Source organism: Paraburkholderia pallida, assembly GCF_004524855.1.
Classification (GTDB): domain Bacteria; phylum Pseudomonadota; class Gammaproteobacteria; order Burkholderiales; family Burkholderiaceae; genus Paraburkholderia; species Paraburkholderia oxyphila.
In genome coordinates, this window is record NZ_CP038150.1 from 676,587 (window position 1) to 696,686 (window position 20,100).

The following is a 20,100-nucleotide window of genomic DNA, read 5'->3' on the forward strand; positions in this document are numbered from 1 at the left end:
TGATATTTTCTGGACGTACCGCGTTTGCGGCCTTCAGAGCGCGTATTGCGCCACACCATTGCCGAAGGACCAGTTCTCTTTCCTGACCTCGACGAGACTGATGAATACGTCCTGGGGACGCACAGCCAGCACCTCGTTCAGACGATCGGCAATCGTCTTGTAGAGCAGCTTCTTTTGCTCCGTGCTCCGCCCCTCGTTGAGCGTGATCTGGATGATGACGAGGTCATCCGTGCGTTCGATACCCAAATAAGTCGGGTCGTACACAAAATGGTTGTCGTCGTGCTCGCCGAGGATCTGGAAGTTGTCCCGGTCGGGCACGTTGATCGCGCTCTTGAGCGACTCGTAAACCACCTTTCCGACCCTCTGGGCAAACGTCGGATCCGAGCGCTTCTTGATATCGATTCGAACAATGGGCATGAGCTTTCTCCTGCAGTAGTGGCAGCGTTGGACAGAGCGCGTTCTTTATATGATGATCATAATTCATTGAGGCGAGCTTTGCTTTCCGATCAAAACGCTTTATTCAGGAAGGTGTAGATCCACGGACACTCTCGTGTACGCAGCCGCGCCCGGCTCGTAGGCGATCTTGAATCCAAGACGCCGCGCAAGGGTCACCATTGCGTGGTTCTCGCTGAGGGTGGTGCCAAACATGCGCTTCACACCGGACGCTCTGGCGAGATCGAGCAGGCTGGTCAGCAACGGCCCACCCAGGCCCGCTCTCTGCCAGGCGTCCGCAATGACAATGGCGAATTCCGCCTCCTCGTCACCGGGCTCCATCGCGTATCGGGCCACGCCAATCTGCCTCAGGTGGCCTTCCACAGGCGCCGTAGCCACCACGGCGCCCTGATATCGGCGGTCGAGATTGGCCCAGCGTTCCAGTTCAGCGGGCGACGGACATCTCGTGGACATCATTCGCATGTAACCCGTATGCCTGGACAGGCCGGCGACGAAATCGCGTGCAAGGCCAACGTCGTCCGGCTGGATCGGACGCAAGGTTACCAGCTGACCCTTCTTGTCGATCCAGACATGCTCGCCAGCGTCGATCAGGACAGGAGCATCCGTCCAATTGCTCGCTTCCGGCAGAACTTCTATCGCGCCCATCATCGCCTCACATCGGTTGTTTGCCCCTGGACGGAGCCGCGTCGTGCCTCTTCCTGTGCCGACCACGCTCCCCGGCACGCATTGCTGGCATCACCGCATGAGCGCCTTGCACGCATTCTAGAAGCCAGTGCCTCGTCTCAACAGCATTGCAGCGCGAACTTGTTATTGCGCGCGGAAGAACAATCGGCAGCGAAGCCTGGATGCCATCGTTTCACGCGTCGGCGCATTATTGCTAAATGTCGAATGTTGCATTCATCCGGGCCACCTTCCCTTGCGCAGCGACTTTTTCTACAGTAGCCGCAAGCCACGCCCGATCTCAAAGCGGCGGGATCCGGCGGATGCATCCTTGCAAGAGGGGATTGAATTGGTAAAACGTACAGACGTGGAATTCGAAGTCGATGGCAACGTCAAGCTGCGTGGCTGGCTCTACGTGCCGCCTGGCACTGGGCGGCGTCCCGCGATCACGATGGCGCACGGCTATGCCGGTGTGAAAGAGCACGGCCTCGAGCCCTTCGCTAAAGCCTTCGCCGAGGCGGGATTCGTGGTCCTTCTGCACGACCATCGCGGCTTCGGCGCGAGTGAAGGCACGCCGCGCCACGACATCGATCCGTGGCGCCAGATCGCCGACTGGCGACGCGCAATCAGCTATCTGGAAACGCTGGAGGTCGTGGACCCGAAGCGCATTGGCTTGTGGGGCACCAGCTATGCCGGGGGCCACGCCATCGTGCTCGGCGCGACGGAGCGGCGGCTACGTTGTGTCGTCTCACAAGTTCCGACGATCAGCGGCTATGAGCAGGGCCTGCGCCGGATTGCTCCCGAGCATGTACCCGCAATCGAAGAAGCCTTCGCCGACGACGACCGCGCCCAATTGCGCGGCGAGCCGCCCCGCCGCCAGGCGATCGTCAGCGCCGACCCCGGCATTGCAGCGTCGTATCGCGCGAAGGATGCGATCGACTTCTACCTGCAGCCGCTGCCCGAAGGCGTCTGGCAGAACGACGTCACGGTCCGCTCCACGCGCGCCGCTCGCATGTATGAGCCGGGGCACTGGATCGCCCGCGTTTCGCCGACTCCGCTGCTGATGGTCGTGGCGACGCGAGACACCATCACGCTGACCGACCTCGAGCTGGCCGCGTACGAACGCGCACTGCAGCCCAAGCGGCTCGTGACCCTCGAAGGCGGCCATTTCGATCCGTATCTTTCCATGTTCAAGCAGTCCAGCGAAGCCGCCGTCGAGTGGTTCAAGCTCCACCTGGGCTAATGCCCCCATCCACGGACCAAGGTTTTCCATGGCTCATTTGACTGTCCATTTCGACGATCGCATTGCAACCATCGTCCTGAATCGCCCGCCTCAGAATCGCATCGACGATCAGATGATCGATGAGCTCGCCGCCGCGGTGACCGCGATCGAACGCAGCGACGCACGCGTTGTCGTCGTGCGAAGCGAGGGCAAGGACTTCTCGTTCGGCGGCGACATCATGGCGTGGCCCGATGCGGACGTTCGCGAACTTCGCGCCCGTTTCGAGTACTACCTCTCGGTCTTCAATCGCTTCGAGCGGCTCGCGTTGCCGGTGATCGCCGCGGTGCAAGGCTTGTGCTTCGGTGGCGGATTCGAGCTGGCGCTGCGCGCCGACATGATCTTTGCCGCGGAGTCGGCCACGTTTGGGCATCCTGAGCAAAGCCTCGGGATCGTTACGATCCTCGGGGGCATCTACCGAGCGGCCGAGCGCGCCGGGCGATCACGCGCGGCCGAATGGGCGATGACGTCCGAGAAGGTTCCGGCCGCCACGATGGCCCACTTCGGCATCGTCAATCGCGTGGTCGCCGACGACAGCCTTCTGCAGGAAACGCTGGCTTTCGCGGAGAAAGTGGCCGGCGGCCCCACGCGCGCGTATGCGGCCCACAAAGCGCTGCTGCGCGCCTGGGCTGTAGGTGGCGTCTCCGCGGCCGACGAAGCGATGTTCGACATTGCCATGCCGCTGTTCGAAACCGACGATGTCCGGCGCGGCCTGCGCTCCGCCGTGGATGCCCTCAACGCGGGCCGTCCGCGACCGGTGCTGGAGTTCAAGGGGCGCTAGCGGGATGAACGCGGTTTGCGGTCTAATGATGCCTCCCGTCACGCGGAGACCCATCATGGACCGCATCGCCGCTATGAACGCATTCGTCCGCGTGGTCGAGGCCGGGACATTCACGAAAGCGGCCGACACGCTGGATTTGCCCAACTCGACGGTGACGAGGCTGATCCAGCAGCTGGAAGACGATCTGAAGGTCCGCTTGCTGCACCGCACGACCCGAGTCATTACCGTGACGCCCGAAGGCGCGACCTACTACGAGCGCGTCGTGCGCCTGCTTGCCGATCTCGCCGATATCGAGTCGTCGACCAAGGAGTCGCGCGCCAAGCCCTCGGGAAAGATCCGCGTTGTCACGCCTGCAGCCATTGGCGCGCTCGTGGTCGTACCGGCCCTCGCCGAGTTCTATCGCCTCTATCCCGATGTCGATATCGAGCTCGACATCGGCAACCGGCATACCGACCTCGTCGCGGAAGGCATCGACTGCGCAATCCGCGCTGGGGAAATGGACGCGCAGTACCTTGCTGCACGCCAGATAGGCGAGTTCGGCTTCACGACGTGCGCGACGCCGGAATATCTCCGGATTCACGGCACGCCCCATTCCCCCGACGATTTACGCGCGCAACCGACCGTCGGGATGGGCTCGGCTCGCGACGGCCGGTCCCTGCCCTTTCAATTCGCCAATGGCGAGCAAGCGTACGAGTTGGCGCTGAACCACAAACTGGTGGTCAACGACACCAATGCCTACTTGTCGGCAGGGCTGGCCAGCCTCGGCATCATTCAGGCGCCCACCTATTGCGTGCGTGAAGCCATCGAGAGCGGCCAGCTGGTGCCCTTGCTCGACGACTGGGACCAAAGCCTGATTCCCGTGCACGTGCTCTATGCACCCAACCGGTATCTGAGCGCCAAGGTCCGCGCCTTCATCGACTGGGTGATCGAATTGTTCGAGCAGCACGAATACTTGCGCCGCCATTGATCCTTCTCTCGCCGTGGTGCAATGCAGCGAGTCTCCGCCGATGAGGGATGCACCCTCTGCCCAGCATGGCGCATAGCGTGTAGTGTTGATGATTGCGTGGATGCCTTCCGTAGAAGAGGCGCGCTGTCTGGAAACAGGAGACGAACTTGCCAAACGCTTCCACTGAATGGTCGATCGAACAGGTCCCCACAAGCGACCGAACCGACGCCTGGCAAGATGCGCTGAGCCGCAGCTACCAGGAATGGCAGGTGCCGCAACGCTTGCCGGCAACGTTCTACGCGCGCGTGCGGCAACACGACTTTGCGGGCACCGGCATTGTTGAAACGATTTGCGATCCCTGCATGGGGCAAAGGACACGCCGCCAACTGAGCCACGACGACGCCTTGTATGTCGGCGTCCAGTTGACCACTAGCGGCCGAGAGCGCTTCAAGATGGGGGATGCCGGCGTCGAGGTCACTTCGGGCGACCTCGTCGTCTGGACGACCGATCAGGTGGTGCAGTTCGAAGTGCTCGAACGGCTCCACAAGGTGACGCTGATGATCCCGTGGTCGCTGATGCGCGAACGCCTGCCGGAGCGCAAACAACCGCCTTCAGGTGGCAAGATCGAAAGCCGCAGTGGTGTGGGTTCGCTGCTCGCCGTTCATCTGCTCGCCCTGTCCAACCAGATCGAGACGCTCGATCAAAGCGTACAGGGTTCCGTAAGCCGGTCCACGCTCGAACTGCTTGGCATTGCCCTCTCCGGGCTGCAACCGTCGAGCGCTTTCGATGCGAGCGCAGCCATGCTGCGACGGGTTCAGGACTTTATCCTCCAGCATCTTCATGAGGAGGATCTGAATCCGACGCGCATCGCCGAAGCGAACCATATCTCGCTGCGATATCTGCACATGCTGTTCCAGCGCAGCGATATGACCGTCTCCGGCTATATCCTCAACAGCCGCCTGCACGCGTGCAAACAGGCGCTCACCGATCCCGCCTTCCAGCGGCTTCAGATCTCCGAGGTTGCATTCCGCTGGGGCTTCAATTCAGTCAGCCATTTTTGCCGGACGTTCAAGGAGCGTTACGGCGTCTCGCCCAGCGACGCGCGCCGTGCTGCGATGCTATAGCCCACTACGGCCCGCTGCGTCTAGCCATTCTCAGCGGAAAGCTCACGTCCCACGCGAATCAGCGATTGGGTCAATTCCAGAATGCGCTTTGCTTCGCGCTTGCCGACCTTTTCCTCGAACCTCGTCTGCACAGCACGCCAAAGCGGAATCGCGCGCTCCAGCGTCTTGCGTCCGGTTGCAGTCACGCTGACGATACGCTCGCGCCGGTCCTCTCCCACCACGACCTGAATGAGTTTATCGCGCTCGAGCGGCTTTAAATTGCGCGCGAGTGTGGTTCGATCCATGGCGATCTGGTCCGCGAGTTCGCCCATCGATACTTCTTTTGCCGACGCGACATTGGCGAGGATCGAAAACTGCGTGACGCGCAGCCCGCTCGGCCGCAGGGCGTCGTCATAGGCGAGCGATACGGCCCGCGTCGCGCCCCGGAGTGACGCGCAGTTGCAATGCTTGAGTTCCACCTGGACTTCCTCACTTTAGAGCCGGACACCCATCCAGCCGAGCACGACGATAGCAGATTGTTTATCGCCAGGCAGCCAATCTGCAAACGGAAACAGGGCGCCATCGGGGCGCCCTGTGAAACTCGTGCTGAACTGGCGTGCCGCAAACCGGGAGGCCGCGGCACGCACTTCAGTGCTCTACAGCGCTTCCAGCGCCACCGCAATGCCCTGCCCGCCGCCGATGCACAACGTCACGATGCCACGCTTGATGCCGTCACGCTGCATGGAATGAGCGAGGCGAGTCGTCAATACGGCACCGGTCGCGCCGATAGCGTGCCCGTGCGCGATCGCACCGCCTTCGACGTTGACCAGCTCTTCGTCGATCCCGAGTTGCTGCAGGACCGCGAGCGGCACGGCGGCAAACGCTTCGTTGATCTCGAAGCGCTGCACGTCGCTCAGCGACCAGCCGGCCCGTGCAAGCGCCATCTGCACCGCGGGCACGGGGCCCAGTCCAAACATGCCCGGTTCGACGGCCGCCACGCCATAGGACACGACCTTCGCAATCGGCTCGATGCCATGGGCCTCGGCATACTGCCGCTCGGCCACCACCATCGCCGACGCACCGCTATTCAACCCGGGCGCATTGCCGGCGGTGATGGTGCCATCGGGACGGAACGCCGGGCGCAGCTTCGCAAGCGCCTCGAAGGTCGTATCGGGACGCGGCTGCTCGTCGCGTTCGAACTTGACAGCCTGCTTACGCCCTTCGATCTCCACCGCTACGAGTTCGCCGTCGAATGCGCCTCGCGCTTGAGCCGCTGCAAAGCGCTTTTGCGAGCGCTCCGCCCAGCGGTCCTGCCGCTCGCGGCTGATCTCGAGCTTCGCAACGAGGTCTTCCGTGTGCCACCCGGAATGCTGGCCGGAGAACGCATCGACAAGACCGTCCGTGAGCATGCTGTCGATGATCTCGACATTGCCCATGCGATGACCCCAGCGGCCGCTGCCGAGCAGATACGGCGCGCGGTCCATGTTCTCCATGCCCCCGGCCACGGCAACGTCGCCGAATCCGAGCCAGATTTCCTGCGCGGCATTCGCAATCGCCTGCGCACCCGATCCGCACACGCGATTCACGCTGAGCGCCGGCACCGCCACCGGCACGCCGCCGCCAACGGCCGCCTGACGCGCGGGGTTCATCCGGTTGCCGGCCTGAATGACGTTGCCCATCACGACCGACGCCAGTTCCGCCGCATCGATCCCGCTCCGACGCACCGTTTCGCGCACCGCAACCGCGCCCAGCGTGGTCGCCGGCACGTCTTTCAACGCTCCGCCGAATGCCCCGATTGGGGTTCGAACGGGATTGCAAATCACTACTTGTCGAGCACTCATCGTCAATACTCCTTTCGAGGATTCAGCGTATATACACGCTTTTTTGGATCGTACCACACCGTAATTCAAACCGTAGTCGCTGCGCCTCGCCCTCTTCCGGATGCGAGACGCAGCGTTTCAGCCCGTGCTTGCGTTCAATGTGCTGCTGCGGCGGCGTCGCTTCCGGCGGCCGACTTGCCCGGCCTCTTGGTAATCCAGATCAGCGGGATGATGATGATCATCACCAGTGCGGAGCCGTAGAAAACGTCGTTCAACCCCATCATTGCCGCCTGCGTCTGGACCACCTGATCGAACAGTGCGTACGAGGCCCCTTGATCGAGATGGAGCAGCGAATGATAGGCGCCCAATTGCTGGTTGAACATCGGATTGGTCGCGCTCGATTGCTGCGTCAGGATCTCGTGATGAAGAATCGTTCTGTTGTTCCAGATGACGTTCGCGATCGAGGTTCCGATTCCGCCAAAGAACATCCGTGCGAAGGTCGAGAGACCGGCCGCCGCGGGGACCTTCGCAGGCGGCTGACCCGACAGGATGATGACCGTCAGCGGTGCGAAGAAAAGCGCCATCGGGATCCCTTGCAGCAGCGTCGGCAGGATGATGTAGCCTTCGCTCAGGTCCGTGTAGAAGAACGAGCGCATGTAGTACACGATGGCGAAGCCAACGAACGCACAGGTGCCAATGATGCGGGCGTCCGAGCGCGGCAGGATCTTGCCCATGATCGGCGCGCCTATCACCGCGAAGATGCCCAGCGGCGCCGTGGCCAGCCCTGCGTCCACCGCCCGGTAGCCCAGGTACTCCTGCATCCATTGCGGAAGCAACACGAGCGTCCCGAAGAAAATCCCATACACCACGGCGATCGAAATGGTTCCACCGAGGAAATTGCGCTGCTTGAATAACGTCAGGTCAACCATGGGATTCTTGTCCGTGAGCTCCCAGATGATAAAGAGCGCAAGCCCCACTGCTGCCGTGATCGCCAGAACGATAATCGTGTTCGACGAAAACCAGTCCAGATCCTTGCCCTTGTCCAGCATGACCTGAAGCGACGCCACCCAGACAATCAGCAGCAGCAAGCCAACAATGTCAACCGGCAGCTTCTTGCGCGGCGTATCGCGGTGGCGGTAGAGTGCCCATACGCCCCCTGCCGCAAGCAGTCCCACCGGGATATTGATGTAAAAGATCCACGACCAGCTGTAGCTGTCGGTCACCCAGCCGCCCAGCGCGGGACCCACGATCGGGCCGGTGACGACGATCATCGAGAATAACGACAGTGCCAGCGCCGACTTGGCCTTTGGCCATGAGCTGAGCAGCAGTGCCTGCGACATGGGAATCAGCGGTCCGGCTACCGCCCCCTGAAACACGCGCGCCATCAGCAAGATGGGGAGCGTTGGCGCGACGCCGCACAGCCACGAGGCAAAGACGAACAGCAGAATCGACCCGACGAACAGGCGCACCTGCCCCAACCGTTGCGTCAACCAGCCGGTCAACGGGATCGATACCGAGTTCGCGGCGGCAAACACCGTGATCACCCAGGTGCCCTCGTCGCCCGAGACGCCCAGGTTACCCGAGATGGTGGGAATGGCGACGTTGGCGATCGACGAATCGAGCACGGTCATGAAGCCCGCGAGGCCCACGCACAGCGAGCCGAGCGCGAGAGCTGCCCCCGTGAGGGGCGGATGTTCCTGATGACTGGTAGTCATGGCAATCCAGAGATGAGTGGCAGTCCTTACTGCCGGTTGAACCGTCAGGCCGAATACTTCGCCATGACCGCGTCAGTCGTTTGCCTTGATGATGCTGGCAATCGCCGCATTGGCTTCGTCGCCGTAGTGGACGAAGACGCTGGTCTGGTAGGTCGAGGTCGAGCCCGCACCGAGTTGCGCGCCGCTTGAGTCTTTCGTGTTGACGTCGACGTTCATCGACAAGCCGACACGCAGCGGGTGCTTCTGCAGCTCTTCGACCGGAATTTCAATGCGCACCGGCAGACGTTGAACCACCTTGATCCAGTTGCCCGTTGCGTTCTGGGCGGGCAGCAGCGCGAGTGCTGAGCCAGTCCCCGGCGTGAACCCGACCACCTTGCCGTGATACACGGTCGACGAACCATAGACGTCCGCCGTCAGCTCCACCGGCTGCCCCACGCGGATGTGCCGAAGCTGCCATTCCTTGAAGTTCGCGTCCACCCACACCTGATTGAGCGGCACCACCGACATGAGCGGCGTGCCGGGCGATACGCGCTGCCCGACTTGCACCGTGCGCTGCGCGACATAGCCCGTCACCGGAGCCGGCAGCGTCGTACGCGAATAGGCAAGGTAAGCGTCCCGCACCCGTGCCGCGCTGGCGAGGACGTCCGGATGCTGATCGACCGTCGTGTTCGCCGTGAGCGCGCGATTGGCGCCGAGCTTGTGCGTGGAGGCATCGAGCGCGGCCTTCGCGTTGTTGACGGCGTCGCGTGCATGCGAGATATCCTCTTCCGAAACCGCACCCGTGACGCCGGTTGCGAGCCGGCGGCGCAGATCGTCCTGTGCCTTGTTCAGGTCGGACTGGCGTTCCGCGATCTCCGCGCGGTACTGGTCGTCGTCGGCATAGAGGCCATGCACGCGGCGCACCGTCTGCCCGAGGTCGGCTTCGGCCTGTTGCAGGGCAATCCGCGTATCGGCGGGGTCCAGTTGCACGACCGGCTCGCCCGTCTTGACGATCTGCGTGTTGTCGGCATTCACCGCCACCACGGTGCCCGTCACCTGCGGCGTGATCTGAACGACGTTGCCGTTCACGTAGGCGTCGTCGGTGTCAACGTGATAGCGTGCAACGAGCTCGTAGTAGGTGCCATAGGCGACTCCGGCAACGGCCAGCGCCGCTACCAGCGTGGCAAGCAGGAATTTGCGTTTTCCGCCCTTCTTCTCTTCTTCCTTGTTCTCGTCGTTTTCAATTTTCACAGCGGGTTGAGTCTGGTTCATGGATGCTCTCCGACAAAGCTTGGCCTACGTCACCGATCGATGACGCATAACGGTTTAAAGAGGAAAATTTCAGCGGTTGGGATGCAGCGCAGACAACGTCGTATCCGGCGTGCCCGATTGAGTTGCGAGATCGGTTTTCGTGGCGTCGAATCCGCCACCCATTGCCTTGATTAGCGCGATCTGCTGGTTGCGTCGATCCATTTGCAGATTCGCCACGGCCTGATCGGCGGCGAGGCGGTTATCGTCTGCATTCAGCACCTGGAGCTGCTCGTTCAAACCGGACCGGTAGCGCACGGCCGCGAGTTGATACGCCTTCGTCTGTGCATCGAGTGCGGCTTGCGCATCCACGAGTTGCTTGTCGGTCGAACGAATCAGCGTGACCTGCGTGGCAACCTCAGACAGTGCGTTGACCAGCGTCTTGTTGTAGTTCGCAACGTTGTAGTCGAAGTCGGCATAGCGGCCCTTCAACTGCGAGCGCAGCGCGCCGGCATCGAAAATCGGCAGGTGAATGGCCGGACCCGCCTGGATCTGGCGGCTGCCGGCGGTCAGGAAGCGGCCCCAGCCGAAAGCGTCCAGGCCCAGCGAGGCCGAGAGGTTGATATCGGGGAAGAATTCGGCCTTCGCTTCCTTCACGCCATGGGCCGCCGAATCGACTTGCCAATACGCGGCAACGAGGTCGGGGCGGCGCGAGATCAGATCCGCCGGCAGGTTGTCGGGCAACGAAACCGTCGCACCAGTACCAAGCGTGGGAACAGCGATAGCGAGTCCGCGATCCGGGCCCGCACCGAGCAGCGCAGCAAGCTGGTAGCGCACCGTCGTGATTTGTCCATCGAGACTCGTCACGCTCGAGCGGATGGTCGCCGTGTCGCCATTGGCCGTTTCCCGTTCCACGTTCGTGTCCAGACCGGCATGAACGCGTCCGTTGGTAATCTGCTCGATGTCTTGCCGGTTCTTTAGTTCGTTCGCGGCGATATCGCGCAATGCATACAAACGCGCGAGCTCGTTGTAAGTCGTTGCGACCGAGGTGGCGAGCGTGATGCGCACCTCCTCCATTTCGGCCTCGGACACGTTCGCGTCGGAGATGGCCCCCTTCAGCTTCTGGTGATTCTTGCCCCAGAAGTCGAGATCCCAGGAAGCGCCCGTCAACAAGGTGTTCTCGCTTTCCCAGCTGCCGCCGATCGGCGACGGATAAACGGTGTTCTCCGAGTAGAGATTGCGCTGCCACGAATAGCTGGCGCTTGCATTCGGATAGAGCGTCGACTTCGCGCTGCCGGCATACGCGGCCGCCTTGTCGACGCGAGCACGCGCTTCATCGATGCTCGGATTGTCCTTCAGCGCTTCATCAATCAACTTCGGCAGTTGCGGATCGCCGAACTGCCCGGACCAGTCAAGCGAAGGCCATTGCCCGCCTTCAGTCGGCAAGCTCTGCTGAGTTTCATATTTGGCCGGCGGCTCGATCTGGTGATCGCTCTTGATGCCCGCGTAGTTCACGCAGCCCGCCAAAGTGAGTGCTGCTGCGGCGGCTAGCGGGGACAGCCAGGTACCCAAATTTCTGGACGAGCGATGAATCTTCGTCTTGATTTCCATTTTTTCAGCATCCATATCTGTCGCATGCCTTCGCATGTGGTTAGGTGTATGTACACAGAATAGTGTGGGGTCCGTACGCCATCAACGATCTCCAGGACACAAGATTGTTGCAAACCGCGGATCCATTTCCCTGCGGGACTCGCCATCGCGCGCAACAGAGCGACAGTCAGCCAATCTGATTGGCACTGTCCTGCGGGGAAGACCATGGGTTTGCCCTGCCGGCAGAGTTCCGGGACGCGCAATACGTGCCTGAAGCGGCACGAGGAGTGGATTACCGGGGGCGTACGACGGATTGACGTGCCTGCCTGTTACCTGGCTGGCGCGAGTTGAATGCTTTGCGCTGTGTCGGCCGCACACCGGCGCCTGGGCGCCTGCTAGCGTGCGGTGTGGTCGCCTGTGAGTCTGAAGAGCTCCAGCCGTAGGCGGGCAGCCTCCTGCTCGCCGAAGCTCGTTTCGAAGCTGGCCTGAGCGGTGCGCCAATGCCCTACCGCCTCGGCCAGCTTCGCTTCGCCGGCCGCGGTGATATGCAGCCTGAAGCGGCGCTTGTTCCCCGGCTCGGCGGACTCGCTAACGAGGCCGCTGCGCTGCAACGGCTTTAGCGTGCGGATGAGGGTTGTTCTGTCCATGACCATCGCATCGGCCATTTCCTGCATGGTCAGTGCGGGAGCGCGATCCAAAGTGCTCAAAATACTGAACTGGGTCGGCGTAATGCCCACTTCGGAGAGGTGACGCTCATACAGCTTCGAGATGTGCCGGGCAGCTTGCCGGACAGCGAAGCAATCGTCGGCATAGAGGGAGAGAGTATCCATGACGACAGAATATCGATCTCGAATCCGACGAACCATCCTGTCGATGGCATCAATTTATCGCTTTCAGAACAACGATATTCTTGCGAGAGTGCGCGAGCCGCCATTCAGAAACAAGCTGAATGTTTTTTGCTGCAATGGCTCGCACGCCCCATCGCACCGGTGACGCGGTGCAACAAGGCGAATGAATGCGGCGATTGGGGAGAATGCGGTATGGAGAACAGCGGGATCAGACGTAGTGGCCCGACTTCTCGAGCACTTCAATCTTGTAGCCATCGGGGTCCTGAACAAAGAAGTAGCGTGCGAGCAGTTGGTCCCCGTCCTTGAACTCCTTTACAGGCGTTGGCTCGAATCCGAGCGCCGCAAAACGGGCCCGCTCCGCTTCGAGTTCGGCGACCGCAACCGCCACATGCCCGTAACCGTCGCCGTGGGTGTAGGCCGGCTCGCGGCCCTTGTTCCACGTCAGTTCGATTTCGAAATCGTTTTCGGCGTTGCGCAGGTAAACCAGGGCGAAGTCCGGGAAGTCAAGCCGGTGGCTCTCGGTCAACCCGAAAGCCTCGCGGTAGAACTCGAGCGACCGGTCGAGTTCCCGGACCCGAATCATGGTATGAATCAGCTTTGCCAATTTATTCAATCCTTGCAGAATTGCGCGACGCGCCATTCGACGCGCCGCCAAGTATTAAGCGGACAGCGAAGTGAAGGTCTGGACGGAAATTTTCCCGTTCCTGATGACAAGCGTGTCCGTTGCCAGCGTGACCCAGGGCTTCGCTTCCCAGGCGAAGTAAGCCACTTCGCGAGCGACACATTGGCTCACGATCTTGAATGCTGGCCAGAACGCGGGATCGGCACCGTCGAGGAACCCCTTGAAGAAGCCACGGATCTCGTCGAGCCCGCGATAAACCTGCTGCGGCGTGACCAGTACCGAGGTCTCGTCATAGTCGCTCAGGATGGCATCGAGTCCTTGCGCGAACGCCCCAAGATGATGTTCAAAGACTCGCTTCGTTGCTTCCTCGATTTGCGCGGTAATTTCCGTCATGGAAATCGACTCCTCAAATGATTGGGTCACACGCGCCCGACGCGCGTGCGAGCTCCGGTGACACTCAGCCGGCGTAGGCCCGTTGCGCCTCGTCCCACGTGACAACGACAATCGGCGTGCCGTCCTCGCGGATAAATGACAGCGGACCGAGAAAGGTCATGTAGAACTCGCTGTCCACGGGGAAAAAAGTCTTGTCGTGCCGGGCGTTGGCCGACTCGTAACCGTAAGCCGGGGCGACAACGGTGTCCCCTCCGTGCTCCTTTCCGCCACGCACGTCCATCCTTCCCTTCGTCAACAGATACTCGCCCGGCCCCACGTGGAAATGCGCGTTGAAGGACGATCCAGCGGGGCAGTCGAAGATAGCCGTCCAAGCGCCCATTTCGGGTGACGCATGCAGCATCTTCCAGCGTATGCCGCCTTGCGAAAGCGCATCGGGAAATGGCTTCCACGGAATTTCGTTAATCTGCACGGCCTCTTCGTGGATCTTCTCTTTGATTTCCATCTTCGTCTCCTGGTTAGTCGAGTCGGCGTCCATAAGGGGTGAACGTCTTGCGTCGATGAGACAAAGATAGGCCAGCCGCCCGCGCGGCAGTTGCTCTGGAGCGCAAGGCCGCTTGCCTGGCAGCGCACGGGTGCCGATGCAGGGACCTGGCCCGGGATTGCCCGAATGCACCTTGCGGCAACGACTCGTGCACGGACGAGCAAACGCGGCGCACATCGCGTTGCTACTCTGGCTGTCATCGGCTTCCTCAACAGGTGGGTAGCCATACGCAAGGAGCAAACATGCCGCTTATCGACTTTACTTTTGCAGAAGGTTCGTTGAGTCCGGACGCCCAAAGCCGTCTGGCCGACAAGATGTGGTCCACCGCGCTACGCTGGGAGGGCATTGAAGTCAACGCAACAACGGGCTCGGTTGCCTGGGTCTATTTCGACGAACGCCCGCGCCGTCATATCACGGTCGCCGGCCGGGTGCCCGGTCAGAATATCTACCGGCTCAACGTGCGCGTCATGACAGGGTTCATGGATCAGGCTCGCATCGACAATCTCACTCGCGAGCTAACCGCGTCGGTCCTTGAAGCCGATGGATCGGAGGGCGATGGCAGCGGGCCGCGAGTCTTCTGCATCGTCGAGGAGATTCCGAGCGGGACGTGGAGCATCGACGGCAAGACGTGGACCACCGTCTTCACCGCGCAGACCCTGGGGCTCGATAGCGCGCGCATTGCCGCCATGGAAAAGGCGGTGGCATCCAGGCCGCGCATCGATGTGCCACATGAGGTGAAGTAAGCGCGAATTGCTGTCTACAGCTTGTGTATGTGTCAGGCCGAGGCGCCCGCCTCGCCTGACCGGGCACTCAATCGGGCCGCGCGCGGCGCATCATCAAGCGGTGCAAGATTGCGTGTGCGAGAGGGGTCTGTGGCCGCCTATGCCATCGGCGTAGCTAAGTATGATGTGAAGCGACAAGTCCCGAATGCGCTGATCAACATGTTGCGCGTCCAGTTCAACGCGTGGGGTTAGCGCAACGCCGCGGCAAACCAGCATCAACGTATCCGCCAGTGCTTCACGATTTGGCACACCCGCTGAATGAGCCAGCGTGAGCAACAACGCTCGAAATGCTTGTTCGTGCTCCCGCAGATTGATGCTGTGCGGATGGTCCTCCGCCATGGATTGCGATGCCAGGATCTTGATCGAAGAGGCCGATAGTCGTTCGACTACGAGGTCGGCCATGACTTCCACGACACGATCACGTTCACGTTGGTCCATAGAGGACTGCTGATCGATACACGACGCCATGATCTTCCATCGATTGCGTTCACGCTGGCACAATTCCGCGACGCAGGCTTCGAGCAGTGCCTCTCGCGAGCCGAACGCTCGATAGATCGCCATCTTGTGAAGTCCAGCGTGTCTGGCGAGGCGCGCAAGGCTCACCGATTCGAACCCGTCCTCGCCCGCCAGCGCTACTGCCGACTCAAGAATAACCTTGCGCGCCTCAAGGGCAGACACTCGCGGCCTCATGCCATCACGATTCCGGATTGACTCAACACTGTCACTGTCATCGCGCATTTCACCCCGATTCGGCATGACGAGATTGATTGGATCGAACGCCTGTGACCTGCCAACGCCTGGCGGTGCTAGCGCACAACGTAGACCGGCGGCGAATAGGAGCTGTACGTCATTTCCGTCCGCCGGGTTTCATTCGATTGGCCGCGGTCGCCCGATCGGTCATTGCCGGCCGCAACCGGCTGGGTTTCACGAGACAAGCCATCGACGTCTTGACTCGCGTAGCCGGCGGCCGTTTGAACCGGGACCGTGTGCTGCGACTGTGCCTGGAAGCTGTCCGCCGTAGAAACGGACTGTGCGTTCGCGACGACAGGCATCGTAAAAACGCCTGCCACAATAATCATGCTTGCTGCTAGTTTCACCGTAATCCCCTTCGGATATCGCCTGAAAATTCGCCGCAATCTCGGTGTGCGCGGCGTCAATTCAGACTAAGGCAGGACGGGTGAAACATAAATGACGGGAACCGAACAGATTGTTGCCGGAATTCGTTTCTGTGGCACTAGGGCTGCGAGTCGAAGAAAGCCGTTGCGTGGTCTATAAACGCCCGAACTTTTGCGGGCATCAGGGTCCTCGTCACATAGGCCAGCCGCAGCTCGATGGCGCTTTCGGCCAATTCGAAATCTTCCAGCAGCCGCACGAGGCGCCCGGAAGCGAGCTCATCGCGCAACAGCGCTTCCGGCAACACCCCCAAACCAAACCCTTTGCGGACCATCTCGCGGTTAAACATCGGATTGTTGGAGGCAATATCGAACTTCAAGGGAATCGAGACTTCTTCCTCTCCAACCTTGAACGCCAGCGCTGGCTTCCTGATCGATGGAGAAAACGCTACAAAAACATGCTCGGCAAGGTCCGCGGGCTCACTCGGACGCCGATGCTTCTCGAGATACTCCGGCGCGCCAACGATGACCTGCGGGACGCGTTCGAGCAGCTTCGTCACCGTCGTGTCGCTGGTGAGCATGTATGGCACGACGATCCCCAGGTCGTATCCATCGGCAACCAGATCGACGGGGCGCTCGATGAGCGTGACTTCGAGGACGACCTTGGGGTTCTGCACCTTGAAGCTGGCCAGAAGCGGCACCAGAAGATTGACGGTGGCGGTGGTATGCGCGACCAGACGCAGCACGCCCGTGGCCTCTTTGGCCTCGTTGAACGTTTCCGCCTCGAGCGCATCGAGATCGTCGAGGATCCGGACACACCGCTCGTAAAATCGCTCGGCGGTTTCCGTCATCGAGATTTGACGGGTGGTCCGGTGAAACAGCCGGCCCCCCAGGCGCTGCTCCAGCGCCGCAATGGCCCGAGAAACGACCGGCGTCGTCACGCCCAGCGTGTCGGCGGCCCGAGTGAAGCTGCGCGCCTCAACGACGGTACGAAACACCCGCAACGATTCAACGTAGTCCATGAGCATCCGCCTCGTTTGAAAGCATTTCGTAATGAAATACCTACCGCGCCATCTGCAATATACACATAACGGCGCGACGATCGAACGCCAATTCCCTCCGTTTGCTCAGCACCGCGGCCCGCGGGCGCGCCGCGCGTCGCCAATCGAGCGATGCCACCGGGTCGCGTTTTGCGCACTGCGCAAATCGGCTTCTCGCGAGCTGGTTGCCCAGCTCAGCACGCCCAGCCAGCCCGTCACCGTCCAACCCAGCAGCAGATTGAACAGGAATATTCTCGCCGCTTGCTCCTTCATCCTTCGCTGGGCGATCATCGACGGCGTAAAGTAAGCGACAGCAACGAAAGCCAGTAAAGCGTAAGCAATGACAGAACGCATCTGATACCTCGACCTGAATCATTTGATGACTGATTCTATGTCGGCCTCCTCGCGGATTGAACCTCAGGCCGGGCACCAGAGTGTTGTGCAATTTGGCAAGTTCAATAGCACCCCATTTCGCAGGCAAACGCTAGAAACGGTGTCTCACGCCCACCGTCGCCGCGACTTGATAACGGGAGTTCGTTCCTGTCGCGCCGCCAATATTGTTGATGGCGGCCACCAGCGCGCCGTTCAGCGCCTTTTGATACACCACAGCCCCGTATAGATCGGTGAGCTTGCTCATCGAATAGATCACGCCGCTGTTGAACTGGAGCCAGTGGGGATGCGGACCGTCGCTGACGCCGGGCATCGACGATGCGCCGCCCACGTTGCCCACGCTATAGATGACGGCCACCCCGGCCTGCAAGGCAGGCGTAAACCGATACCGGCCGTTGACTTCGTAATTGCCGATCGAGAAGTTGGTGTGATCGCTATAGCGCAGCTTTACAAAGGTATACGCGCCGCCCACCGTAAACTTGTTGACCTCGTACGCAATACCGGCGCCGGTGATGTCCTGGGAAGTCACGGGCCGCGTGTAGAAGATCGACGTCGTGTTCGAGTAGTCCCCCACGACGGCACCAGACGTATTGCTGCCGCCGGTGCCCCCGGCCGAAGGGCTACTGAGGTGGAAATGTGCGACGCCCACCGAAAGCGAATTACGTGCGTAGCTTCCCCCAACACTCCATGCCCGATTGTTCTGGAAGCCCTCTCCCTCTGCGCCAGCTGCCTGGTTGCTGAACGCGTAGAGGCCGCCAAGCGTGAATCCGGCGAAATTCGCGCTCTCGAACTTGACCGTATTGTTCAGCCGGAACGTGGTATAGAGATTGTCGACGTCGCCGACGTGGGCACCATACTGCGTACCCCATTGCCGCGACGACACAAACGGGCCAACGAAATCGACGAGCGGCTCATACTGGCGCCCCAGCGAAAACGTGCCAACTGCGTTGTTCTGCAGCCCCACGTAGGCCTGTCTTCCAAACAGACGGGAACCTTGCAACATGGTGCCGTTTGCCACGCTGAAGCCGTTTTCCAGCACGAAGACGGCCGAGTTTCCTCCGCCAAGATCTTCATTGCCGCGCAATCCCCAACGGGAGGGCAAGCCAACTCCGCTAGTTTCCTGAAACTTGCTGGCCCCTGCGCCACCTGCCTGGGTCGCGACGTTGTTGACATAGCTGAGTCCGGCATCCACGATCCCGTAGAGCGTCACACTGCTCTGCGCCAGCGCGAAGGCAGGCGTCGCCCCGGCAATTGCCATAGACAGAACCCGTAGCCGGTTCTTTCCCATCATCTTCATAGATCTCCTTTTCATACGGATAACTTATTATTTTTATCAGAGCTAGTCTTCGTTGAGTGTTCCAGCGCGATCTTCGGTGCTAGACCTCAGTCGCCTGAATATTTGACTGCATTCGCCGCGCGATCAGAGGAATCCCGGCAACCAGCAGAACCGCCGAAATAGCCTGAATCGCACCCGCCGTGATGAATCCGCTTGCGTAACTTCCCGAGATATCCCGCACATAACCAGTCAACCAGGGCGTGAGGAAACCCGCGAGGTTCGAAATCGAGCTGATGAGCGGGACAGCCAGCGCGGTTTCGCCCGGCTTCAGGAACCGCGTGGGGATTTGCCAGAATAACGACACGCCGGCACCGGTTCCTGCAATGGCGAGCACGAGCGTACAGAACGTCGTCGTCCGGTTGCTGTGCCACGCAAAGACCAGCACCATCAAGCTGATCACGCTAACCAGCGACGCCATCGCGCAAAACCAGCGGTTATCACGATATCGGCTCGCGAAGGTCGAAAATGCGATGTTTCCGGCCGCACCGAGCAGGCAGATCGCCGCAATGGCATTTCCGATCTCGCGATAGCCGCCAAAGCCCGCTTCATGCAGGATGGTCGGCATGAAGAATCCCAAAGCGGAATTCGCGGTCAAAATGCAGAAGTAGATTCCCGCCAGCATCCAGAGCATCGGGTTGGCAAACAGCGCCGGCGATTGGCCGGGGGCGGGAGCAAACTTCTGCCGGTCTTCGGCGATACTCTGCAAGATCATCTCGCGTTCGCGAGCGGAGAGCCAACGGGCATTAGCGGGTCCATCGGGTAGCACAACCGCTGCGACGCAGCCGAGCAACACGGTGGGAACGGCCTGCAGCACGAACATCCAGCGCCAGCCGGCCAGGCCCAACACCCCGCTCATATGTTCGAGCACGAAGCCGCCGCTCAATCCAACCGCAATGGTCGAGCAAATCGCCGCGGAATGAAAGATGCTGAAATTGCGCGTACGGCGCTTCGTCGGAAACCACTCGTTGAAGTAGAGAATGACGCCAGGATAGAATCCCGCCTCGAACGCACCAAGAAGAAAGCGAAGCGCGTAGAACACCGTGGGCGAGCTCACGAACATCATCGCGACGCTCGTCATGCCCCAGCCTATTGCGATTGCCGAAATAACGGTCCGCGCGCCCCACCGTTGCTGGAGCGCGGTGCTCGGAACCCCCATCACGACGTAGCCGAGAAAGAACAGCCCGGCGCCGAGTCCGTACGCCGTTTCGCTGAAGTGCAGATCGGTCAGCATCTGCAGCTTCGCAAAGGCAACATTGGCGCGGTCCACCCACGCCAGCATCCACAAGCAAAAGAGCAGCGGAATGATGCGCCACTCCGACGACAAAAACGCCTTGCTCAGCTCACGGTCCGATTCACTGACCGGTTTTGCTGCGTCTGTTTCGCACAACACGCTCATGGGTTCGTCTCCAGGCACAAATGTCCCGATCTTTTGTCAGGATCACTTGAAAATGGGTCCGTCCGG

General features: G+C 60.9%; 22 protein-coding genes. 5 read left to right on the forward strand and 17 right to left on the reverse strand.

Going from position 1 to position 20,100, the window contains the following annotated elements:
• Positions 1-33: 33 nt before the first annotated feature.
• Both E1956_RS29685 and E1956_RS29690 read right to left on the reverse strand, forming a co-directional pair.
• Positions 34-417 carry a tautomerase family protein gene (locus E1956_RS29685; RefSeq protein WP_134755943.1) on the reverse strand — a complete coding sequence of 128 codons (384 nt, stop codon included), beginning with the start codon at positions 415-417 and terminating at the stop codon, positions 34-36.
• A gap of 99 nt (positions 418-516) precedes the next feature.
• Complete coding sequence (locus E1956_RS29690) at positions 517-1,101, reverse strand: GNAT family N-acetyltransferase (RefSeq protein ID WP_134755945.1); 585 nt, start codon at positions 1,099-1,101, stop codon at positions 517-519.
• A 361-nt stretch (positions 1,102-1,462) separates the two neighbouring features.
• Between E1956_RS29690 and E1956_RS29695 the strand changes: the two genes are divergently transcribed.
• The 4 genes from E1956_RS29695 to E1956_RS29710 all read left to right on the forward strand — a co-directional run bounded on the left by E1956_RS29695 (position 1,463) and on the right by E1956_RS29710 (position 5,243).
• Positions 1,463-2,356 carry an alpha/beta hydrolase gene (locus E1956_RS29695; RefSeq protein WP_134755947.1) on the forward strand — a complete coding sequence of 298 codons (894 nt, stop codon included), beginning with the start codon at positions 1,463-1,465 and terminating at the stop codon, positions 2,354-2,356.
• 28 nt (positions 2,357-2,384) lie between these two features.
• On the forward strand, positions 2,385-3,173 hold the full coding sequence (locus tag E1956_RS29700; RefSeq protein WP_134755949.1) for an enoyl-CoA hydratase/isomerase family protein: 789 nt from the start codon (positions 2,385-2,387) through the stop codon (positions 3,171-3,173).
• 55 nt (positions 3,174-3,228) lie between these two features.
• Positions 3,229-4,140 (forward strand): LysR family transcriptional regulator, encoded by a 912-nt coding sequence (locus E1956_RS29705; protein ID WP_134755951.1) that lies wholly within the window; start codon positions 3,229-3,231, stop codon positions 4,138-4,140.
• A 146-nt stretch (positions 4,141-4,286) separates the two neighbouring features.
• Entirely contained in the window at positions 4,287-5,243 is a 957-nt protein-coding gene (locus E1956_RS29710) for a helix-turn-helix domain-containing protein (RefSeq protein ID WP_134755953.1), read from the forward strand.
• A 20-nt stretch (positions 5,244-5,263) separates the two neighbouring features.
• On the opposite strand, the gene E1956_RS29715 is transcribed toward E1956_RS29710, so the two are convergent.
• The 9 genes from E1956_RS29715 to E1956_RS29755 form a co-directional block, all read right to left on the reverse strand.
• A complete protein-coding gene (locus E1956_RS29715; protein ID WP_134755955.1) occupies positions 5,264-5,701 on the reverse strand; it encodes a MarR family winged helix-turn-helix transcriptional regulator in 438 nt (145 codons plus the stop codon).
• Positions 5,702-5,878: 177 nt separating this feature from the next.
• Entirely contained in the window at positions 5,879-7,063 is a 1,185-nt protein-coding gene (locus E1956_RS29720; protein WP_134755957.1) for a thiolase family protein, read from the reverse strand.
• Between the two features lie 134 nt (positions 7,064-7,197).
• Complete coding sequence (locus E1956_RS29725) at positions 7,198-8,757, reverse strand: DHA2 family efflux MFS transporter permease subunit (protein WP_134755959.1); 1,560 nt, start codon at positions 8,755-8,757, stop codon at positions 7,198-7,200.
• 72 nt (positions 8,758-8,829) lie between these two features.
• Positions 8,830-10,008 (reverse strand): HlyD/EmrA/EmrK family protein, encoded by a 1,179-nt coding sequence (locus tag E1956_RS29730; RefSeq protein WP_134755961.1) that lies wholly within the window; start codon positions 10,006-10,008, stop codon positions 8,830-8,832.
• A 69-nt stretch (positions 10,009-10,077) separates the two neighbouring features.
• Complete coding sequence (locus E1956_RS29735; RefSeq protein WP_134755962.1) at positions 10,078-11,595, reverse strand: efflux transporter outer membrane subunit; 1,518 nt, start codon at positions 11,593-11,595, stop codon at positions 10,078-10,080.
• Between the two features lie 374 nt (positions 11,596-11,969).
• On the reverse strand, positions 11,970-12,404 hold the full coding sequence (locus E1956_RS29740) for a MarR family winged helix-turn-helix transcriptional regulator (RefSeq protein WP_134755964.1): 435 nt from the start codon (positions 12,402-12,404) through the stop codon (positions 11,970-11,972).
• 226 nt (positions 12,405-12,630) lie between these two features.
• Positions 12,631-13,026 (reverse strand): VOC family protein, encoded by a 396-nt coding sequence (locus E1956_RS29745; RefSeq protein ID WP_134755966.1) that lies wholly within the window; start codon positions 13,024-13,026, stop codon positions 12,631-12,633.
• Positions 13,027-13,080: 54 nt separating this feature from the next.
• A complete protein-coding gene (locus E1956_RS29750; RefSeq protein ID WP_134755968.1) occupies positions 13,081-13,437 on the reverse strand; it encodes a nuclear transport factor 2 family protein in 357 nt (118 codons plus the stop codon).
• A gap of 64 nt (positions 13,438-13,501) precedes the next feature.
• On the reverse strand, positions 13,502-13,939 hold the full coding sequence (locus E1956_RS29755) for a cupin domain-containing protein (RefSeq protein WP_134755970.1): 438 nt from the start codon (positions 13,937-13,939) through the stop codon (positions 13,502-13,504).
• 281 nt (positions 13,940-14,220) lie between these two features.
• On the opposite strand from E1956_RS29755, the gene E1956_RS29760 reads away from it, so the two are divergent.
• Entirely contained in the window at positions 14,221-14,721 is a 501-nt protein-coding gene (locus E1956_RS29760) for a hypothetical protein (protein WP_134755972.1), read from the forward strand.
• A 93-nt stretch (positions 14,722-14,814) separates the two neighbouring features.
• On the opposite strand, the gene E1956_RS29765 is transcribed toward E1956_RS29760, so the two are convergent.
• The 6 genes from E1956_RS29765 to E1956_RS29790 all read right to left on the reverse strand — a co-directional run bounded on the left by E1956_RS29765 (position 14,815) and on the right by E1956_RS29790 (position 20,034).
• Entirely contained in the window at positions 14,815-15,438 is a 624-nt protein-coding gene (locus tag E1956_RS29765) for a TetR/AcrR family transcriptional regulator (protein ID WP_167760159.1), read from the reverse strand.
• Between the two features lie 128 nt (positions 15,439-15,566).
• Entirely contained in the window at positions 15,567-15,857 is a 291-nt protein-coding gene (locus E1956_RS29770; RefSeq protein WP_134755976.1) for a hypothetical protein, read from the reverse strand.
• Positions 15,858-15,994: 137 nt separating this feature from the next.
• On the reverse strand, positions 15,995-16,894 hold the full coding sequence (locus E1956_RS29775) for a LysR family transcriptional regulator (RefSeq protein WP_134755978.1): 900 nt from the start codon (positions 16,892-16,894) through the stop codon (positions 15,995-15,997).
• 105 nt (positions 16,895-16,999) lie between these two features.
• A complete protein-coding gene (locus E1956_RS29780) occupies positions 17,000-17,266 on the reverse strand; it encodes a superinfection immunity protein (RefSeq protein ID WP_134755980.1) in 267 nt (88 codons plus the stop codon).
• Positions 17,267-17,396: 130 nt separating this feature from the next.
• Positions 17,397-18,599, reverse strand: a complete 1,203-nt coding sequence (locus E1956_RS29785) for a porin (RefSeq protein ID WP_232072087.1) — start codon at positions 18,597-18,599, stop codon at positions 17,397-17,399.
• 79 nt (positions 18,600-18,678) lie between these two features.
• The gene (locus tag E1956_RS29790) at positions 18,679-20,034 is read right to left on the reverse strand and encodes an MFS transporter (RefSeq protein ID WP_134755982.1); all 1,356 of its coding nucleotides are present in this window, start codon (positions 20,032-20,034) and stop codon (positions 18,679-18,681) included.
• Positions 20,035-20,100 lie beyond the last annotated feature (66 nt).

What these genes read in the sequence shown, in the direction of transcription:
- E1956_RS29685 (WP_134755943.1), bottom strand. Translation starts at nt 417, where the DNA reads ATGCCCATTGTTCGAATCGATATCAAGAAGCGCTCGGATCCGACGTTT.
- E1956_RS29690 (WP_134755945.1), bottom strand. Translation starts at nt 1,101, where the DNA reads ATGATGGGCGCGATAGAAGTTCTGCCGGAAGCGAGCAATTGGACGGAT.
- E1956_RS29700 (WP_134755949.1), top strand. Translation starts at nt 2,385, where the DNA reads ATGGCTCATTTGACTGTCCATTTCGACGATCGCATTGCAACCATCGTC.
- E1956_RS29705 (WP_134755951.1), top strand. Translation starts at nt 3,229, where the DNA reads ATGGACCGCATCGCCGCTATGAACGCATTCGTCCGCGTGGTCGAGGCC.
- E1956_RS29720 (WP_134755957.1), bottom strand. Translation starts at nt 7,063, where the DNA reads ATGAGTGCTCGACAAGTAGTGATTTGCAATCCCGTTCGAACCCCAATC.
- E1956_RS29725 (WP_134755959.1), bottom strand. Translation starts at nt 8,757, where the DNA reads ATGACTACCAGTCATCAGGAACATCCGCCCCTCACGGGGGCAGCTCTC.
- E1956_RS29730 (WP_134755961.1), bottom strand. Translation starts at nt 10,008, where the DNA reads ATGAACCAGACTCAACCCGCTGTGAAAATTGAAAACGACGAGAACAAG.
- E1956_RS29735 (WP_134755962.1), bottom strand. Translation starts at nt 11,595, where the DNA reads ATGGAAATCAAGACGAAGATTCATCGCTCGTCCAGAAATTTGGGTACC.
- E1956_RS29740 (WP_134755964.1), bottom strand. Translation starts at nt 12,404, where the DNA reads ATGGATACTCTCTCCCTCTATGCCGACGATTGCTTCGCTGTCCGGCAA.
- E1956_RS29750 (WP_134755968.1), bottom strand. Translation starts at nt 13,437, where the DNA reads ATGACGGAAATTACCGCGCAAATCGAGGAAGCAACGAAGCGAGTCTTT.
- E1956_RS29755 (WP_134755970.1), bottom strand. Translation starts at nt 13,939, where the DNA reads ATGGAAATCAAAGAGAAGATCCACGAAGAGGCCGTGCAGATTAACGAA.
- E1956_RS29760 (WP_134755972.1), top strand. Translation starts at nt 14,221, where the DNA reads ATGCCGCTTATCGACTTTACTTTTGCAGAAGGTTCGTTGAGTCCGGAC.
- E1956_RS29775 (WP_134755978.1), bottom strand. Translation starts at nt 16,894, where the DNA reads ATGGACTACGTTGAATCGTTGCGGGTGTTTCGTACCGTCGTTGAGGCG.
- E1956_RS29780 (WP_134755980.1), bottom strand. Translation starts at nt 17,266, where the DNA reads ATGCGTTCTGTCATTGCTTACGCTTTACTGGCTTTCGTTGCTGTCGCT.
- E1956_RS29785 (WP_232072087.1), bottom strand. Translation starts at nt 18,599, where the DNA reads ATGAAGATGATGGGAAAGAACCGGCTACGGGTTCTGTCTATGGCAATT.
- E1956_RS29790 (WP_134755982.1), bottom strand. Translation starts at nt 20,034, where the DNA reads ATGAGCGTGTTGTGCGAAACAGACGCAGCAAAACCGGTCAGTGAATCG.